Annotated in this window: 16 protein-coding genes; 8 read left to right on the plus strand and 8 right to left on the minus strand. The window is 60.5% G+C overall.

Annotation, left to right across the window (positions count from 1 at the left end; translation table 11 throughout):
- Positions 1 to 181: 181 nt before the first annotated feature.
- Positions 182 to 736, minus strand: coding sequence for a nitroreductase (locus ACESMZ_RS16035; protein ID WP_372957187.1), 555 nt, complete (start codon positions 734 to 736; stop codon positions 182 to 184).
- A gap of 195 nt (positions 737 to 931) precedes the next feature.
- Here ACESMZ_RS16035 and ACESMZ_RS16040 point away from each other — a divergent pair, with 195 nt between their 5' ends.
- On the plus strand, positions 932 to 2368 hold the full coding sequence (locus ACESMZ_RS16040; protein WP_372972966.1) for an adenylate/guanylate cyclase domain-containing protein: 1437 nt from the start codon (positions 932 to 934) through the stop codon (positions 2366 to 2368).
- Positions 2369 to 2407: 39 nt separating this feature from the next.
- Here the strand turns inward: ACESMZ_RS16040 and queF are convergent, their stop codons facing one another.
- The 5 genes from queF to ACESMZ_RS16065 all read right to left on the minus strand — a co-directional run bounded on the left by queF (position 2408) and on the right by ACESMZ_RS16065 (position 6906).
- On the minus strand, positions 2408 to 3226 hold the full coding sequence (gene queF / locus ACESMZ_RS16045; RefSeq protein WP_372972967.1) for an NADPH-dependent 7-cyano-7-deazaguanine reductase QueF: 819 nt from the start codon (positions 3224 to 3226) through the stop codon (positions 2408 to 2410).
- Positions 3227 to 3235: 9 nt separating this feature from the next.
- Positions 3236 to 4009: an ABC transporter permease gene (locus ACESMZ_RS16050; protein ID WP_372957184.1), complete on the minus strand. Its 774-nt coding sequence runs from the start codon at positions 4007 to 4009 to the stop codon at positions 3236 to 3238.
- The gene (locus ACESMZ_RS16055) at positions 4006 to 4974 is read right to left on the minus strand and encodes an ABC transporter ATP-binding protein (RefSeq protein ID WP_372972968.1); all 969 of its coding nucleotides are present in this window, start codon (positions 4972 to 4974) and stop codon (positions 4006 to 4008) included. The genes ACESMZ_RS16050 and ACESMZ_RS16055 overlap by 4 nt, the downstream gene beginning before the upstream one ends.
- A 141-nt stretch (positions 4975 to 5115) precedes the next feature.
- A complete protein-coding gene (locus ACESMZ_RS16060) occupies positions 5116 to 6462 on the minus strand; it encodes an HD-GYP domain-containing protein (protein WP_372957182.1) in 1347 nt (448 codons plus the stop codon).
- A gap of 171 nt (positions 6463 to 6633) precedes the next feature.
- Positions 6634 to 6906: a PilZ domain-containing protein gene (locus ACESMZ_RS16065; RefSeq protein ID WP_372957181.1), complete on the minus strand. Its 273-nt coding sequence runs from the start codon at positions 6904 to 6906 to the stop codon at positions 6634 to 6636.
- 190 nt (positions 6907 to 7096) lie between these two features.
- Here ACESMZ_RS16065 and ACESMZ_RS16070 point away from each other — a divergent pair, with 190 nt between their 5' ends.
- The gene (locus ACESMZ_RS16070) at positions 7097 to 8116 is read left to right on the plus strand and encodes a Fe(3+) ABC transporter substrate-binding protein (RefSeq protein WP_372957180.1); all 1020 of its coding nucleotides are present in this window, start codon (positions 7097 to 7099) and stop codon (positions 8114 to 8116) included.
- Positions 8117 to 8223: 107 nt separating this feature from the next.
- Positions 8224 to 9918: an ABC transporter permease gene (locus ACESMZ_RS16075; protein ID WP_372957179.1), complete on the plus strand. Its 1695-nt coding sequence runs from the start codon at positions 8224 to 8226 to the stop codon at positions 9916 to 9918.
- Between the two features lie 5 nt (positions 9919 to 9923).
- Here ACESMZ_RS16075 and ACESMZ_RS16080 read toward each other — a convergent pair whose 3' ends face one another.
- On the minus strand, positions 9924 to 10397 hold the full coding sequence (locus tag ACESMZ_RS16080) for a thioesterase domain-containing protein (RefSeq protein ID WP_372957178.1): 474 nt from the start codon (positions 10395 to 10397) through the stop codon (positions 9924 to 9926).
- A 107-nt stretch (positions 10398 to 10504) separates the two neighbouring features.
- Positions 10505 to 12172 carry an AMP-binding protein gene (locus tag ACESMZ_RS16085; protein WP_372957177.1) on the minus strand — a complete coding sequence of 556 codons (1668 nt, stop codon included), beginning with the start codon at positions 12170 to 12172 and terminating at the stop codon, positions 10505 to 10507.
- A 323-nt stretch (positions 12173 to 12495) separates the two neighbouring features.
- Here ACESMZ_RS16085 and ACESMZ_RS16090 point away from each other — a divergent pair, with 323 nt between their 5' ends.
- From ACESMZ_RS16090 to ACESMZ_RS16110, 5 genes are all read left to right on the plus strand, one after another.
- On the plus strand, positions 12496 to 13467 hold the full coding sequence (locus tag ACESMZ_RS16090) for an ABC transporter substrate-binding protein (protein WP_372957176.1): 972 nt from the start codon (positions 12496 to 12498) through the stop codon (positions 13465 to 13467).
- A 58-nt stretch (positions 13468 to 13525) separates the two neighbouring features.
- Positions 13526 to 14434 carry an ABC transporter permease gene (locus ACESMZ_RS16095; RefSeq protein ID WP_372957175.1) on the plus strand — a complete coding sequence of 303 codons (909 nt, stop codon included), beginning with the start codon at positions 13526 to 13528 and terminating at the stop codon, positions 14432 to 14434.
- Between the two features lie 11 nt (positions 14435 to 14445).
- Positions 14446 to 15240 carry an ABC transporter ATP-binding protein gene (locus ACESMZ_RS16100; RefSeq protein WP_372972969.1) on the plus strand — a complete coding sequence of 265 codons (795 nt, stop codon included), beginning with the start codon at positions 14446 to 14448 and terminating at the stop codon, positions 15238 to 15240.
- Between the two features lie 343 nt (positions 15241 to 15583).
- Positions 15584 to 17722, plus strand: coding sequence for an adenosylcobalamin-dependent ribonucleoside-diphosphate reductase (locus ACESMZ_RS16105; protein WP_372972970.1), 2139 nt, complete (start codon positions 15584 to 15586; stop codon positions 17720 to 17722).
- Positions 17723 to 17748: 26 nt separating this feature from the next.
- Positions 17749 to 18404 (plus strand): NrdJb (locus ACESMZ_RS16110; protein WP_372972971.1); only part of this gene is annotated, 656 nt, incomplete at its 3' end.

Raw genomic sequence — 18404 nt, forward strand, 5'->3', positions numbered from 1 at the left:
GGTCAGGGCGCTTTGCAGTGATAGAAGCAATGACAGTGCCAGAGTTGAGATAGACTGTTTTTGTTATTTTATTTCAGTGTGTTACCAATGAACGAGCAGCACTGAAAGATAACACGGGATACAAATGACGGCTGGGGCGGCAACCCCTTTCCCTTGCCGGAGACAGGCGCAGCCTTGCAGGCTATTGGGGCCAGCGGGAGGTATACTCGCTGACTTCCGGCCGGGGCACCGGGGGTTTTTCGGAGTCCACGGTACCAACATAGATAAAGCCGACGATGGATTCGTTGTCCGCCAGGCCCAGCCCCCTGCATACCTGATCGTTATCAGACACCTCGCCGGAGCGCCACATGGCCCCGTAACCCTCCGCCTGGAGCGCCAGCACCAGATAGGCTGCGCTGGCAGCACAGGCGTATTCCTGTTCGTACTCGGGAACCTTGGGGTGAGATACCGGGGAGGCAATAGCTACCAGAATCATGGGTGCACGCAGGGGCGCCCTGCGCAGCTTTTCCCGTTGCCCGTCACTGGCATCGGCCGGAGCGCTGGCCTCGAACAACTCCCCCAGACGCTCCAGGCCCTCACCCTCAATAATCAGGTAGCGCCAGGGGCGCAACAGGGCGTGGTCCGGCGCCCGGGCAGCACAGGCCAGCGCAAGGTCCAGTACGTCCTGGGGGGGTGCCGGTGCCTTCAGGCGGGGTTCGGAACTACGGTTGAGCAGAGCCTCGGTTATGCTGTGCATGGTCAGCTGTTATCTCCCGCTGGGTGAAACGACGCCGCATTGTCCGCCTGCGCCGTTGCTGGTAATCTCATCGGCTGGATTCGGGATACTTTCGCTGGAACCGTAACCGTCGCCAGCAAAAATAACAAGACTGCCACGCCAGCCCGGCCAGCGCCGCAATCCACGATCACGATCCGTCTTCCACAGGGACGAAGCATGTCAGGGTATGTAAGCACGCCGGATACCAGCCGCAAGTCCCGCGCGGACGCAACACTGGACGACACGCCCCAGGCGATTCCCCCACTACCGGATTTCAACGGCCGGGTTCTCGGCGCCGCCGCCTTCTGCGGCATCATCATTGCCGGCGTTGTGGACGGCATTTTTTCAGAGTCCCTGCTTTGGTTACTGGCCGCCGGCATCGTCTGGCCCCACACGATCCTGTTTCTCAGTCGCAAGCTTGGTGCCGACCGCCAGCCCCGCATCCGGCAGTACCTGTTACTGACGGAGTGCATCTTCGGTGGACTGGTGATCGGCCTCACCGGCCTGACGCCGGTGCCCTCCCTGGCCATGGCGCTGATGCTGATGTTCAGCTGCCTGATTGTGGGCGGACTTTACCTGTGGTTCTATGGCACCCTGTTGCTGGTTGCCGCTACCGGCCTGGTCGTGGGCCTGCTGGGGGTCACCGAAGACTTCACCACTCCCCTGCTTACCAGCCTGGTCTCCCTGGCGGGTACCGGGCTCTATATCTGTGTCACGGCCTTCTATACCCACCAGCAGGCCCGCATACTGCTGGCCGCCAAGACCCAGATCCAGAAGCAGCGGGAACAGTCCATCGCGCTGTCTGACAAACTCTCCAAATACCTGTCGCCCCAGGTCTGGCAGTCCATCTTTACCGGTGAACGGGACGTACGGCTGGAAACCCGACGCAAGAAGCTGAGCGTGTTCTTCTCGGACATAAAGGGCTTTACCGACCTGTCCGAGGAAATGGAGCCGGAAGCCCTTACCGAGCTGCTCAACAACTACTTCAACGAAATGTCGGAAGTGGCCCTGCGTTACGGGGGCACCATCGACAAGTTCGTGGGTGATTCCATCATGATCTTCTTTGGCGACCCCTCCTCCCGGGGCCAGAAAGAAGATGCCCTGGCTTGCGTGTCCATGGCCGTCGACATGCGCAACCACATGAAGATCATGCGTCAGCGCTGGCGCAGCCAGGGTATCCGCACGCCACTGGAGATACGCATGGGCATCAGCTCCGGGTTTGTCACCGTGGGCAACTTCGGCGCCGAGAACCGCATGGACTACACCATCATTGGCAAGGAAGTGAACCTGGCCAGCCGTCTGGAACAGCTGGCAGAGCCCGGCCAGATTCTGGTTTCCTACGAAACCTTCTCACTGATCAAGGAACGGATCATGTGTCGGGACAAAGGAGAGATCACGGTGAAGGGCTTTGGCCGTCCTGTGGCCATCTATGAGGTCATTGACTTCCGCCGCGACCTGGGCCCCAACCGCAGCTTCCTGGAGCACGAGCACGCCGGTTTTGCCATGTACCTGGACTCCGGCAAGATCGCCGACAATGACCGCAAGGCCATCCTGGAAGCCCTTGAAGAGGCCGCTGAACGCCTGCGGGGTGAAGAGGAGGCGGAGCAGACCTGACACCAGCGCTTTCGCAAAGCTGCCGGGGCAAAGTCCGCGTTATTGCCGCACCAGCCTCAGCCGGGGCGCCTCGCCGGGATCAGTGCTCCGCCAGGGATTGATGTCCAGCCCGCCACGACGGGTGTACCGGGCGCTGACCGCAAGGTACTCCGGCTGGCACCGCTGCATCAGGTCGGTAAACACGGTTTCCACACAATGCTCGTGGAAATCCTGCTTCTGCCGGAAACCCACCACGTACTGCAGCAACGATGAGCGATTGATCGCCGGGCCAGTATATTCCACCAGCAACGACCCCCAGTCCGGCTGCCCGGTGACCGGACAGTTGCTTTTCAGCAAGTGGGAGCAGAGACTTTCGGTGACAACCTCACCCCCTGCCCGGAGCACCTCGGGGCAGTATTCGTATCCCACACTGTCCAGGGGCTCGTCATCGATCAGGATCGCCCCGTGGGGCCGGCCTTCGGCGGTCATGGCGCGATCCACACTATAGAGCGATACCACTACCTGGGCACCACAGGCGCTGGAGAGATCCCGTTCGATGGTTTCCCTCACCTGCTCGTGGCTGGAGAACACTTCCTGGTTCAGGGAGTTCAGGTAGAGCTTGAGGGACTTGGATTCGATCAGCGAAGGCGAGGCCGCCGGCAGCCGGAACTCGCCCCAGGCCACCGTCGGTACCCCACCCGGTCGGAGCCAGGAGAGCTCCCACGCCTGCCAGAGATCGTCACCAAACCAGGGCCAGCGGCCATCTTCCAGCCCGATACGACGCCGGTTGTCGTCCCTGGGCACCGGAAACAGCAGTTCCGGAGCGTAGCGATCCGGGTACTCACTGGACTTGCCCAGGGGGGCGTGATCAAGGGCCATGGTTACTCCTCAGTGACGGATGCCCTTGCCCCGCTGCAGCATGCGCAGGGACACCACGGACAGAATAATGATAAACACCAGGATCATACCCAGCGCCACATAGGGATTCACATCGGAGACGCCGAGAATGCCATAGCGGAACGCGTTCACCATGTACAGGATGGGGTTGATCAGCGACACCCCCTGCCAGAACCCCGGCAACAGCTCGATGGAATAGAATACCCCGCCCAGATAGGTCAGCGGAGTCAGCACGAAGGTCGGCACGATGGATATATCGTCAAACTTGGTGGCCAGCATGGCGTTGATAAAGCCCCCCAGGGCAAACAGCGCCGAGGTGAGAAACACCGTCAACACCATCATCGGCAGGTTATGGATGTGCAGCCGGGTAAACGCCAGCGACAACAGGGTAACGATGAGTCCGATCCCCAGACCCCGGGCCATGCCGCCAACCACATAGCCGGCCAGGATCGCCCAGTTCGGCGTCGGCGATACCAGCAACTCTTCGATGCTGCGCTGGAATTTCATGCTAAAGAAGGATGACACCACATTGGCGTAGGTGCTTGTAATCACTGACATCATGATGAGCCCGGGAACGATGAACGACATATAGTCGAAGCCGCCCATGGACCCGATCCGGGAGCCGATCAGGTTACCGAAGATGATGAAGTACAGGGTCATGGTGACCGCCGGGGGCAGCAGGGTCTGCGGCCAGATCCGGGTAAAGCGGCGGATCTCACGAATAACAATGGTGAGAAAGGCGGTCAGAATCGCACTGGCGCTCATGGGGTCACCTCCCCCTGACGGGCATTGTCTTCCACCATCCGCAGGAACAGCTCCTCCAGCCGGTTGGACTTGGTCCGCATGCTCAAAACCCGGATACCCTGCTGATCCAGCTGGGCAAACACACCATTGAGCCCCTGGCTCTTTTCCACATCGACTTCGACAGCCCCCTCCCCGTCCAGGCGGGTGTCGAAACCCTCAAGCACCGGCGCAGTGGTCAGGGTCTGTTCGGTATCAAGGATAAAGGTTTCCACGTGCAGCTGGGTCAGCAGCTCTTTCTTGCTGGTATGCCGGAGAATCTCGCCATGATCAATAATGGCGATATTGCGGCACAGGGCTTCCGCCTCCTCCAGGTAGTGCGTGGTCAGGATAATGGTGGTGCCATTGCGATTCATCTCCTCCAGGAAGGCCCACATGGACCGGCGCAGTTCGATATCCACGCCGGCCGTGGGTTCGTCCAGAATCAGCAACCCGGGCTCATGGACCAGCGCACGGGCAATCATCAGCCGACGCTTCATGCCCCCGGAGAGCATCCGGGCAGGCGTGTCCTTCTTGTCCCACAGGCCCAGCTTCTTCAGGTAAAGCTCTGCGGACTCCCGCGCCCTGCGCAGGGGAATGCCGTAATACCCCGCCTGGGTGGTAACGATGTCGAACACTTTCTCGAACTGGTTGAAGTTGAACTCCTGGGGGACGACGCCCAGGTTCAGCTTGGCGGCAGCAAGGTCAGTGTCAATGTCGTGGCCAAACACCCGTACCTTGCCGGAAGACTTGTTCACCAGGGAGCAGACGATGCCCAGGGTGGTCGATTTGCCGGCGCCGTTGGGCCCCAGCAGGGCAAAGAAGTCCCCTTCCCGCACCCGCAGATCAATGCCCTTTAGGGCCTCGAAGCCACTGCCGTAGGTTTTTCTCAGATCTTCGATTTCAAGGGCCCAGGCGGACGGCGCCTGATGGCTTGATCGGATTGTCATCGCGGATTCCGGCGGGGTGAGTGTCAGAAAGCGCTATATCTTGAGCCATACCGGAAAAAATTCAAGGGTGACCGCCAATCCGGGCCTGCCATTGACCGGAAGATGACGGCGAGAGCGAGCCGTGGACTGTGCCTGACAGGATCAGGCACCCACCAGGCGACGCAGGTTCCAGCGACTTTCTGCACCGGTGATATCGTACCGGGCGGGATCAAGGCCGTCAGTGCCATTGGGCAGGCATCCCTCTACCCGCAGGGACTGGTCCATGGACCGCCCTTCGTTGCAGGTGGCCAGGTTGACCATTCGTGCCGCTTTCAGCGGTTGCTGGGCACTGTCAGTCATCACCATCACCTTGGGCATCAGCCGGCGTTTGGGGGAATGGGAGACAACGACGCCCCGCTGACCGTTGGTCAGCTGCACCAGGGTACCTATGGGGTAGATACCGATGGACTGGATAAACTGCTCCACCAGGTCTTCCTGGAACTCCACATTGCGGAGTTCGAACAGCTGGCTTACCGCCTGCGCGGGTGAAAGCGGCTGATAGCCCTCACGGGGCGCGATCAGGGATTCGTAGTAATCCACCAGCCCCGCGATCTTGGCAAGCAACGGGATGCGGTCACCCCGCACGCCGGCGGGGAAGCCAGAACCATTGTGGCGCTCCCTATGGCCGCGTACCACCGCGATAACCCCCCGTGATACCCCGGCCTCTTCCAGCCTGTGGGCACCCAGTTCAACGTAGGTCCGGTATTGCTGATACTGGTCTGCATCCAGCTGGTGTTCATTGAACAACAGGAATCGGGGCAGCTCCGACTTGCCGATGTGGGCCAGCAGGCATCCGGTGGCAAGCGTGGTCAACAGCGACTCGTCCAGCCCGAGATGGCGGCCAAAAACCAGCGCCCACACCGCTGTCTTGAGTGAGTGGCGGTAGGTGTGTTCATCCTGTTCACGCACTCGCGCCAGCCAAAGCAGGGCGTCGGGGTTACGCAGCACACTGGCGGTCATCTGGCGGGCTACCTTTGAGACCGGACGCAAGTCCGGCACCATGTCATTACGAAGACTGCCCGCTACCTTCTCGATGGCGTCCTCCGCAGAGCGCAGAAGGTTCCTGCTGGACCGCAGTTCACGGTTCAGGGAGCGGGAGACCTGGTGGCGTACCGGATTACGGATCTGCACAGGCGGCAGCTTGAGGATGTCCTGCTCGCGCACCTTGCGGCTGGTGCGACGGGCAAAACTGGGCGCGCCGGCGTGGTCATATTCCAGGCTGTCCCGGCCTTCGGCCACATCCACCATCACCCACCGACAATGGGAGATCAGCGCCCGGATGTCATCCTGGGAGCGGATATAGAAGCCCTGTATGGGAAAGGGCGTCAGGTGCCAGGGGCGATCCAGGTCCGAGACAAACATCCCGACCTCGAGGTCCTGCGCGTTCACCTTCTTCTGGGCTACACCCACCTTCCACCTCTGGCCTGGCCGTTTTTCGACAACATCCATTGTCGCCACCTCCCTGTCGCGAATCTATTACAAACGGATGGAAAACCGTTACCAGACGACTACGACTGGTTACTTTTATTGTCCTTCTGCAGCATAGCGTAATGCTGTGACATGAATCACAACCTGTAGGCTATCTGGAGGGGTTTCTGACGAATGGCGGTATCCGGCGGATCAGTGGTCAGCGAACTGCAGGCCAAATCCGTCGACGCTCTGTCGGACCACCACCATGCGCAGTTCAGGAGCGGGTACCGGAAGCCCCTGCACCTGCACGGTCACCACATCCCCCAACTCCGGTTTGAAGTCGTCTTCCTCCACGACCACGAAAACACCGCCGTCGGAGATATCCCGGGTGGCAAAGTGACGTTTGCCCAGGGTGTCGTGGGCCACGCTGACTCTTGCATTGAGTGCAGTGCGGATGTGTTCACGTCGATCCGATTGGGTCATGACTCTCTGAGGCCTGCCTGAAGGTTGTTGGAGTTATCAGCACACTTAACCAGAAAAATTGACCTGGAACATAGCACTGAATCGTAACAATAATTTTCAGCGTTAAAAGAATGTGAACCTGTTGACAGTACCTGGATAACAAATGAGAATGGTTTTTGTTTTTCACCAGATTAGCAACGGGATTCAAACCATGAAAATCAAGATTGCCGCGGCCGTTGCCGCTTGCGCTGTTACCCTTGGGCCCCTGCCTGCCGCTGCCAGTGGCGAAGTCAACATCTACTCCTACCGTCAGGAGTTCCTGCTCAAACCCCTGCTGGATGCCTTCACCGACGAAACCGGCATCGAGACCAATGTGGTCTTCGCCAAGAACGGCCTGGCAGAGCGTCTGGAGCGTGAGGGACGCAACAGCCCGGCGGACGTGGTGATGACCGTCGACATTTCGCGTATTTCCGAACTGGTTGAGCGCGATCTGACCGCTTCCGTCGACAACGACACCCTGGAAGAGAACATTCCGGAGAACCTGCGCCACCCGGAAGGCAAATGGTTCGCCCTGACCACCCGCGGCCGCATGATCTTTACCTCCCTTGACCGGGTAGAGGAAGGTGAAATCACCACCTACGAAGAACTGGCTGACCCGAAGTGGGAAGGCCGTATCTGCACCCGCAGCGGCAAGCACCCCTACAACATTGCCCTGATCTCTTCCATGATTGCCCACCACGGCGCTGAAGAAGCCGAAAAGTGGCTGGAAGGCGTGAAAGACAACCTGGCCCGCAAGCCCCAGGGTGGCGACCGTGACCAGATCAAGGCCGTTGCGGAAGGCGTCTGCGATGTCGCCATCGGTAACAGCTACTACTACGGTGTCATGCTGCAGGACGACGAGCAGCGGCCCATCGCCGAGCAGGTTCGTATCGTATTCCCCAACGATGACGACCGTGGCACCCATATCAATATCAGCGGTATCGCCCTGACCCAGAGCGCCCCCAACCGCGACAACGCCATCAAGCTGATGGAATACCTTTCCAGTGACGAGGCCCAGCAGATCTACGCCGAGGCCAACAACGAGTTCCCGGCCAACCCGGACGTGTTGGCCACCGGTATCGTGGCAGAATGGGGTGAGCTGAACGCTGACACCCTGTCGCTGCAGACCATTGCTGACAACGCCAACGAGGCCGTACGTATGGTTGACCGGGTGGATTACGACAACCGCTGATCCCGGTCAATAAAACCCGATGCCAGTGGCTTTCTGTAAGTCACTGGCATTGTTTGTTCCGGGTGCAGTTGTTTAAACTGCTGCCTTTTCCACCGAACAGGACCAGCATGAACCAGGCCGACGTCATTGAGGAACCGGTAACTCCATCACCGCTGACGCCGCGCCGCACCTCCAAACGCTGGCTGATTTCCGCCGCTCTCATTACCGCCATCGTTGCCCTGCCGGTCTTCTCCGTGGCATGGCTGGCGCTGTTCCCTGACGAGAATATCTGGCCACACCTGCTGGACACCACGCTGCCACGGTATGTCTGGACTACCCTGCTGCTGATGGTAGGTGTGTCAGCCATTACCCTAAGCATTGGCCTGGCCACCGCCTGGGCCGTCACCATGTGCAACTTTCCCGGTCGCAGGATGTTTGAATGGGCCCTGTTGCTGCCCTTTGCCGTACCGGCCTACGTGATTGCCTACGTCTACACCGATATCCTGCAGTACGCCGGCCCCGTCCAGGGCGCTCTGCGCGACTGGTTCGGCTGGACCAGTGCGCGGGACTACTGGTTCCCGGAGATTCGCAGCCTGTGGGGCGCCACCCTGATGCTCGGGCTGGTGCTTTACCCCTACGTTTACCTGCTTGCCCGGGCGGCGTTTTTGGAGCAGTCTCCATCCCTGTTCTCCGTCAGCCGCAGCCTTGGCCACTCCGCCCTGAGTACGTTTTTCCGGGTGGTGCTGCCCATTGCCCGGCCGGCGGTGGCCGTTGGCCTTTCCCTGGTGCTGATGGAAACCCTGAACGACTTCGGCACGGTGGACTTCTTCGCGGTGCAGACCCTTACCGCCGGCCTGTTCGATACCTGGATGAACCTGGGCAACCTCGGGGGCGCAGCCCAGATCGCCATGATCATGCTCACCTTCGTGGTCATCCTGGTGACCCTTGAGCGTTATTCCCGCCGCAGGCAGCAGCAATACGCCGGCCGCGACAATCGCGCGCCCATCCAGCGCTTTTCCATGAGCTGGCCCCGTCAGTGGATCTGCGTTGCGGTCTGCGCTGCCCCTATCATCCTCGGCTTTATCGTGCCGGCACTGGTCCTGGGTCGTTACGCCGTCATCTACTTTGACCAGAGCTGGACCGGCGACTTCCTCGAAAACACCTTCAACAGTCTGTTCCTGTCGTCGGCTGCGGCCGTCACCACGCTGGTGATCGGACTGATTCTGGCCTACAGCCGCCGCCTGCACGACACACGCCCCATGCAGGTGATGATGCGGCTATCGAGCCTTGGTTATGCAATGCCCGGGGCGGTGCTGGCAGTGGGAGTGATCGTTCCCATGGCCGCGTTTGATAACCAGCTGGACTCGTGGATGCGGGACTGGTTCGGTGTCAGCACCGGGCTGCTGTTCAGCGGCACAGCCTTCGCCCTGGTGTTTGCCTACACGGTGCGGTTCCTGGCGGTATCCGCTGGCAGCCTGGAGAGCGGCCTGCAGAAAATCACCCCCAGCATGGACATGGCGGCCAGGTCCCTCGGGCGCAGCACCACCGCTACCCTGCTACAGGTACACCTGCCCATGTTGCGGGGCACCATGCTGACCGCTGCCCTGGTGGTGTTCGTGGACTGCATGAAGGAACTGCCGGCCACACTGATCCTTCGGCCCTTCAACTTCGATACCCTGGCCACCCACGTGTACCAGTATGCCTCGGATGAACTGCTGGGTATCAGCGCCCTGCCCGCCCTGATCATCGTACTGGCCGGCATTGTGCCCATTATCCTGATGAGCCGCTCCATCGGCTCGGCCCGGGCCTACAGCCAGCACTGAGGCTGTTACGCACCGGCAGCCCTCACCACGAACCGGCCCTCGAAGGTGGCAACCGGTCCGGATTCTGGCGCCGTGGTGGGCTCACCGCAATACACCCGTGACGTCAGCGCCAGCCGCCCCCGCCCCTTGCGCTTCAGCATGGACAGGAAGCGCTGCTGCTCCTGTTCACCGGGCAACTCACACAGGGCATAGAAATCACGGTCCACTGGCTGGCTGTAATCCATCTGCCCACTCTGTATCACCACGTGGCCATCCACCCCTGCATCCTCCACCACCAGCTCGATCAGCCCCCAGGCAGCCAGCACGGCAATGGAATAGACTGAACCGCCAAAGCCGGTGCCCTGATGATTGCTGTTCGGTGCCAGCGGCGCCCTCACCAGCAGGCGCTGACCGTCATAGCTGACCAGTTCCGCCGCCATGGCGTCGGTCATGGGTATCACACGATGAATACGTTGCTGGAAATCAGACAGGCGGCTCATGAACTTCTCCGGGGGCAGACTGAAACGACGAAACCGGCCAGGAGGCCGGTTTCAGTATCGGTTAACCGAAAGATTAACGGAAAGCCTTCAGGTGGCCAACAGGCCCCTTACTCCCAGATAACAGTCCTGTCCTGGGCGTACCAGTCCTCTACGCGGTCGCGGTAGGCGTCTTCCACCACATTGCGCTTTAGCTTCATGGTCGGTGTCAGGAAGTCATTCTCAATGGTCCAGGGCTCCCTGACCACCACCATGAAACGCAGGTGCTCATGGGGATCCAGGGTCTGGTTGACGTCCTTGAGCAGCTCCACGAAGTCCTTCTCCAGCTCCTTGCGGAACGACGGATCCTCCCGTTTTGCCTGGGCGGCTTCCGACAGCATCACCAGACAGAAGGGGGACACCTGGTTTTCACCGGACACGCAGACGGCCTCGATGTGGTCGTCCCGCATCAGCTTGTTCTCGATGGGGGCCGGGGCCACGTACTTGCCCTTGCTGGTCTTGAAGATTTCCTTCAGGCGTCCGGTGAGCTTCAGGCGGCCAAGCTCGTCGATCTCGCCCACGTCGCCGGTACGCAGGAAGCCGTCCTCGGTAAAGGCTTCCTTGGTTTTTTCCTCGTCCTTGTAGTAACCCATCATGGTGGTGGGGCTCTTCACCAGCACCTCACCGTTCTCACCGATCTTGCACTCCACACCCGGCAACGCCTCGCCCACGTAACCGGTGCGGGCACGGCCCGGCTGGGTAGTATGGGAATAGGCGATGTTCTCAGACATGCCATAGCCTTCCAAGAGCTCAAGGCCGAGATTGCGGTACCACTCCAGAATGTCGTGGGACAGCGGCGCAGAGCCAGAACCGGCGTAGCGCACGTGTTGCAGCCCCAGGCCCGCAAGCACTTTCTTCTTGATAAGACGGTTCAGCAGAGGAATCTTCAGCAGCTTGTCCAGCTTCTCCTTGGGCATCTTTTCGAACACCCCGTGCTGGAACTTCGTCCAGATCCGCGGCACGGCAATGAACAGGGTGGGCTGGCAGCGCTGCAGGTCTTCCACAAAGGTATCCAGGGTGTTGGCAAAATACAGGTGGAAACCCTTGTTCATGGACACCAGCTCACCCACATAGCGCTCGAATACGTGGGCCAGGGGCAGGTAGGACAGGTACCGGTCCTCACTGGTCACTTCCAGCCGGTCCGCCGCGCCGGAGGCGGCATAGGCCAGGTTATGGAAGCTCAGCATGACACCCTTGGGCCGGCCGGTACTGCCGGAGGTGTAGACAATGGTGGCCAGCTCTTCCGGCTCGCGGGTGGTATTGTCCTCCATGGGCGGGTTCTGGGCCACAATGTCGTCCCAGCTCTCAAAACTGGTGGGCGGGCTCAGCGGATAGCTGATACAGCGCACGGAATCCGGCACCCCGGGCTTCATGGACTCCCAGTCATCCAGCTTGCCCACGAACATCACCTCGATTTCGGCATGCTCGATGATGTAGCTGACGGTATCGGCGTTCAGTGTCGGGTACAGGGGCACAGAGATATGCCCCGCCATCCAGATGGCCCAGTCCGACATGATCCAGTGGGCGCAGTTCTTGGAAACGATGCCGATACGGCTCTTTTCCGGAAGGTTCAGCGACTTGAGATAGGTGGCCATGCGCCGGGCCTCGCCCACTGCACGGCGCCAGGTGTAATCCACCACCTTGCCGTCAGGAAAAGGCTGGGTCATGTATACCTTTTCGGCGCGGGCGGTTTCCCAATGATAGATCAAGTCGAGCGGTAGCTTTTGTTGTGTACTCATGTGTCTTCCCGAAGACCTCCGGCTGTGTCAGGCGCAGCCACTGCGGAACCACGCCTGTTTGTTGTTATCCTTGAAATTTCCGACGTGTCTGCCGCCGGTATCTGAAGACTATGGCAAGACCATGGACCCCGTCAAAGCCGTTCACAACAAATTTGCGGCATAACCCGTACTTTTACGGCCGTATCTACCCGGCGGACCAGCCATGGCCGGGTGTTATTGGTGGCGCAAAAAGCGGCACCATGTGGTAAACTCCCGCCTCCTTTTTTGCAGCTGGCCCGGTCATACCGGGCTGCCCACACGCCATATTTCTGGAGAGACGGCTCATGGCCAAGACTTTTCTGCGTATTCTGGCAAGTACCCTCCTGCTGACCGGCTTCGGCCTGGCCCAGGCGGATGAAACCAAATCCGTTGCTATCACCCAGATCGTGGAGCACCCGGCCCTGGATGCGGTGCACAAGGGCGTCAGGGACGAGCTTGCGGAACTGGGCTACAACGAAGGTGACAACCTGGAGCTGGTGCACGAAAGCGCCCAGGGCAACTCCGCCATCGCCAGCCAGATCGCCCGCAAGTTCGTGGGTGACGAGCCGGACGTCATCGTCGCCATTGCCACGCCGTCTGCCCAGACCGCAGCGGCTGCTACCCGTAATATCCCGGTGGTGTTCTCCGCGGTCACTGACCCGGTAGCCGCCAAGCTGGTAAAGAGCCTGGAAGCCCCCGGCGCCAACATCACCGGCGTCACCGACATGCTGCCCCTGGACCGCCACCTGGATATGGTGCTGCGTGTTGTACCGGACGCCAAAACCATCGGTACCGTCTACAACCCCGGTGAGGCCAATGCCGTAGCCCTGGTCGAGCTGCTGGAAGAGCGCCTGGAGGCCCGCGGCCTGAAACTGGAAAAGGCCGCCGCCACCAAGACCTCTGAAGTGCTGGGCGCTGCCCGCTCCCTGTCCGACAAGGTGGACGCCATCTACCTGACCACCGACAACACCGTTATCAGCGCAGCCGAAGCCGTGGTCTCTGTGGGCGAGCGCGCGAAGATCCCCGTATTCGCCGCCGATACCGCCACCGTTGAGCGCGGCGCCGTTGCCGCCATGGGCTTCAACTACTACGACCTGGGCCGCCAGACCGGCGCCATGGTTGCTCGTATCCTGGAAGGCGCCACCACTGCGGACATGCCGGTGGAAACCGTGGACAAGCTGGAACTGTACGTGAACCCGAAAGCCGCCGGGAAAATGGGCGTCACCCTGAGTGACGAGATGATCTCGGAAGCCTCCAAAGTAGTCGGTAACGACTGAACATCCCGGCGGGCCCGGCCTGGTGCCGGGCTCGCTCCAGCCTTGCGAATATCCGCTCATGCTTAGTCAGATTGCTTTTTTCGGTGCTGTGGAGACCGGCCTCATCTATGGCCTGGTGGCCTTCGGCATCTACATCTCCTTCCGGGTTCTGGACTTTCCTGACCTGACCGTCGATGGCAGCTTCCCCCTGGGTGCTGCTGTCGCTGCCGTGCTGATCCTCGGCGGCTGGAATCCCTGGCTGGCCACCGCCATGGCCATGGTCGCGGGTATGGCGGCCGGTGCCGTCACAGCCCTGCTGAACGTCAAGCTGGGCATTCTCAACCTGCTGGCGTCCATTCTGACCATGATTGCCCTGTACTCGGTTAACCTGCGGGTTATGGGCAGCCCCAACCTCCCGCTGCTGATGCAGGAAACCGTCGTAACCTGGTGGGAAAACATGCTGCCGCCGGAGTATTACTTCCTGGCGCCGGTAGCCCTGTTTACCGTTGTGGTTGTGATCAGCCTGCTGTTGCTCTGGCGGTTCATGAAATCGGAAATCGGCCTGTCCATGCGCGCCACCGGCGCCAATCCACGCATGGCACGGGCCCAGGGAATCGCCACCGGCGCCATGGTGGTACTGGGTGTTGCCCTGTCCAACGGCCTAGTAGGTGTCGCCGGCGCACTGGTGGCCCAGAGTCAGGGTGCTGCCGACGTCACCATGGGTGTCGGCGTCATCGTTATCGGCCTGGCCTCACTGATCGGCGGTGAGGCAGTGATCAGCCCCACCTCGGTGGTCAGGGCCCTGCTCGCCTGTGTGGTCGGTGCCATTATCTACCGCCTGGCCATTGCCTTCGCCCTGAACGCAGACGTTCTTGGACTGGAGTCCCAGGACCTGAACCTGATTACCGCCGTACTGGTGACCCTGGCCATCGTACTGCCGGGCTTCCGTAACACCATCCGGTCACGAATGACCCGCAACAAGGCCTGAGGAGCAACGCCATGATCAGTGCAGACAACCTCAAGCTGACCTTCGGCAAGGGCACGCCGCTGGAGAACCCTGCTCTGCGGGGCATGAGCCTGACCGTCAACCAGGGTGAGTTCGTCACGGTGATCGGCAGTAACGGCGCCGGCAAGTCCACCTTCCTCAACGCACTGGCCGGGGAAGTGATTGTCGACTCCGGGCGCATCGAAGTGGACGGCCAGGATGTCACCCGGCTGCCCACCCACAAAAGGGCCCGCCGGGTCGCCCGGGTATTCCAGGACCCGCTGGCGGGCACCTGCGAGGGCCTGTCCATCGAGGAAAACCTGGCCCTGGCCATCAAACGGGGCCAGCGCCGGGGCCTCACCAGCGCCGTCAAGCGCAGCTACATGGAGCGTTTCCGCGGCGCCCTCGCCAAACTCAACCTGGGCCTGGAAAACCGCCTGGGTGACAAGATGGGCCTGCTTTCCGGCGGCCAGCGCCAGGCCGTCAGCCTGCTGATGGCCAGTCTGACGCCCTCCTCCATCCTGCTGCTGGACGAGCACACCGCCGCCCTGGACCCGAAAACCGCCGCCTTCGTGCTGGAACTCACCCAGGACATCATCGCCGAGCAGCAACTCACCGCGCTGATGGTCACCCACAGCATGAAGCAGGCGCTGGAAGTGGGCGACCGTACGGTCATGCTGCACCAGGGCCAGGTGGTGTTCGACATTGCCGGACCCGAGCGGGAGGGGCTTGAGGTGAAAGACCTGCTGGACCTGTTCGAGAAACAGCGCGGCCTGGAAGTGGAAGACGACAGCCTGCTGCTGGGGTGACCGTTGATCACCACCTGGACAATGTGAGCAGGGCCTGACCAGCAACAGTGCCCTGCTTCACAAACAGAAATATCTGTCGCTTTGCAGGCCATAAATACCCGAACCCTTGCCCCGTCTGGCTTGCCGCCGTTGCAACCGTTTTACTGATAATTTTTTTGCACCACCAAGCCCCTTTTAATAGCCCCTCCTTTCTTCACACAACACTATATAGTGTCTATACTCCCGCACATCCCAACTAGATATAGTGTTTGGCCCAAACCCCCGACAGGGTCGCCAAACCCGCAGTGAGCGCCGTTTACGCGGCGTTCGGACCATAAAAAATCAGGCATAACCGAGGGTGGAGATGAGCGCGAAACTACAGGTAGTAACCACAGATATTCCGATGCAGGATGCCTCACTGGACATCTGGAACAGCAAGTACCAGCTGAAAACCAAGACCGGCGAACCTGTAGACCGCACCATCGACGACACCTACAAGCGGGTTGCCAGGGCCCTGTCGGAAGTGGAAGCCAAGGGCAAGCGCGACCATTACATGAAGGAGTTCATCTGGGCCCTTCAGAACGGCGCCATCCCGGCCGGCCGGATCACCTCCAACGCCGGTGCAGAGGCCCACAAGCCGGCCACCTCCACCATCAACTGTACCGTGTCCGGCACCATCCAGGATTCCATGAACGATATCCTGGAGAAGAACCACGAAGCGGGCCTGACCCTCAAGGCCGGCTGCGGTATCGGCTATGAGTTCTCCACCCTGCGTCCCCGTGGCGCCTACGTGGCCGGCGCCGGCGCCACCACCTCCGGCCCGCTGTCGTTCATGGATATCTTCGATCGCATGTGCTTCACCGTGTCCTCCGCCGGTGGCCGCCGTGGTGCGCAGATGGCCACCTTCGACATACACCACCCGGACGTGATCGAATTTATCCAGGCCAAGCGTGAAGACGCCCGCCTGCGCCAGTTCAACCTGTCGCTGCTGATCACCGAAGACTTTATCGAAGCCGTAAAGAACGGCGACGACTGGCACCTGTCGTTCCCGGTGACCGCCAAGGAAGCCGAAGACGAAGGCCTGGACCTGAACGACGCCAGCCAGTTCGTCTACCGTGACTTCCCGGTGCAGGAAGGCTATGTCACCAATGAAGAAGGCAAGGTGGCCTGCCGCATCTATCGTACGGTGAAGGCCCAGTTCATCTGGGACACCATCATGACCTCCACCTACGACTACGCCGAGCCAGGGTTCATCCTCATCGACAAGGTGAACCAGATGAACAACAACTGGTTCTGCGAGGAAATCCGTGCCACCAACCCCTGTGGTGAGCAGCCCCTGCCCCCTTACGGCAGCTGCCTGCTGGGCTCGGTGAACCTGACCAAGTTCGTGGAAAACCCCTTCACCGACAAGGCCAGCTTCAACTACGAGAAGTACCGCCAGGTGGTGGCCATCTTCACCCGCATGCTGGACAACGTGGTGGAAATCAACGGCCTGCCCCTGAAGGAACAGCGCCACGAAATCATGAACAAGCGCCGTCACGGCATGGGCATCCTGGGCCTGGGCTCTACCCTGGCCATGCTGCGCATGCCCTACGGCTCTGACGAGTCCGTGCAGTTCACCGAGGAAGTGGTCCGTGAAATGGCCGTGGAAGGCTGGCGCCAGTCCCTGGCCCTGGCTGAAGAGAAAGGCCCGGCCCCCATCATGGACGAAGAGTTTGAAATCACCCCCAAGATGATGGCCTGGCGCCCGCAGCTGGCGGACGACGGCTACAAGGTGGGCGACAAGGTCAAAGGGCGCATCCTCCACGCCAGATACAGCAACTACATGAAGCGCATCGCCGACGTGGAACCGGAACTGGTGGAAAAACTGGCCGAGAAGGGTGGCCGCTTCACCCACCACACTTCCATCGCGCCCACCGGCACCATCAGCCTGTCGCTGGCCAACAACGCCAGTAACGGCATTGAGCCGAGCTTCTCCCACCACTACTCCCGCAACATCATCCGGGAGGGTCGCAAGACCAAGGAGAAGGTCGACGTATTCAGCTTTGAACTGCTGGCCTACCGCCACCTGATCAACGCCGGCGCCATGCCGTTCTCTGACGACGCCGACAAGAAGCTGCCGGACTATTTCACCACGTCTGACGACGTTACGCCGACCCAGCATGTGGATATCCAGGCTGCGGCCCAGAAGTGGGTGGACTCGTCCATCTCCAAGACCGCCAACGTGCCCACCGACTTCGCGTACCCGGACTTCAAGAACATCTACATGTACGCCTATGAGCAGGGCCTGAAGGGCTGCACCACCTTCCGCTTCAACCCGGAAGCCTTCCAGGGCGTACTGGTGAAAGAGTCCGACCTGGAAAACACGCTGTACGAGTTCACCCTGGACGACGGCAGCAAGGTGACCTTCAAGGGCAATGAGCAGATCGAATACGACGGCGAAATCCACACCGCCGCCAACCTCTTCGACGCCCTCAAAGAAGGCACCTACGGTAAATATTGATCCGGGAACTGACAGGAACCATGACCATGACTGCAAAGATTACCAACAAGATCGTCGGCTACCGGGTCAAGAAGGCAGACCCGGAGGCCCAGGCACCGGCCCCCGAGCAGCTGGGCCCCAACCCGGTCAAGATGAACGAGAACATCGAACGGCCGGACTTCCTGCTGGGCACCACCTACAAGATCAAGCCGCCGGTGGCCGAGCACGCGATGTACATCACCATCAATGACATCATCCTCAACGAAGGCACCGACCACGAAAGCCGGCAGCCCTACGAGGTGTTCATCAACTCCAAGTCCATGGAGCACTTCCAGTGGGTCATCGCCCTCACCCGGGTTATCTCCGCCGTGTTCCGCAAGGGCGGCGATGTGACCTTCCTGGTGGAAGAGCTTCGCTCGGTCTATGACCCCAACGGTGGCTACTTCAAGAAAGGCGGCGTGTTCATGCCGTCCCTGGTGGCCGAGATCGGCGGTGTTATCGAGCGGCACCTCAAGGCCATCGGTCTCATCGAGACTGAAGAGATGAGTGAGGTTACCAAGCGGATTCTGGCGGAGAAGCGGGCTGAGTTTGAGACGGCTCAGAAGACGCCCTCTAACGATGAATCCGTTAGCGAATATCCGGCCAATGCCACGCTTTGTAACAAGTGCCATACCCAGGCTGTGGTTATGATGGATGGGTGTGC

This window comes from Marinobacter sp. (genome assembly GCF_041690615.1).
Lineage (GTDB): Bacteria > Pseudomonadota > Gammaproteobacteria > Pseudomonadales > Oleiphilaceae > Marinobacter.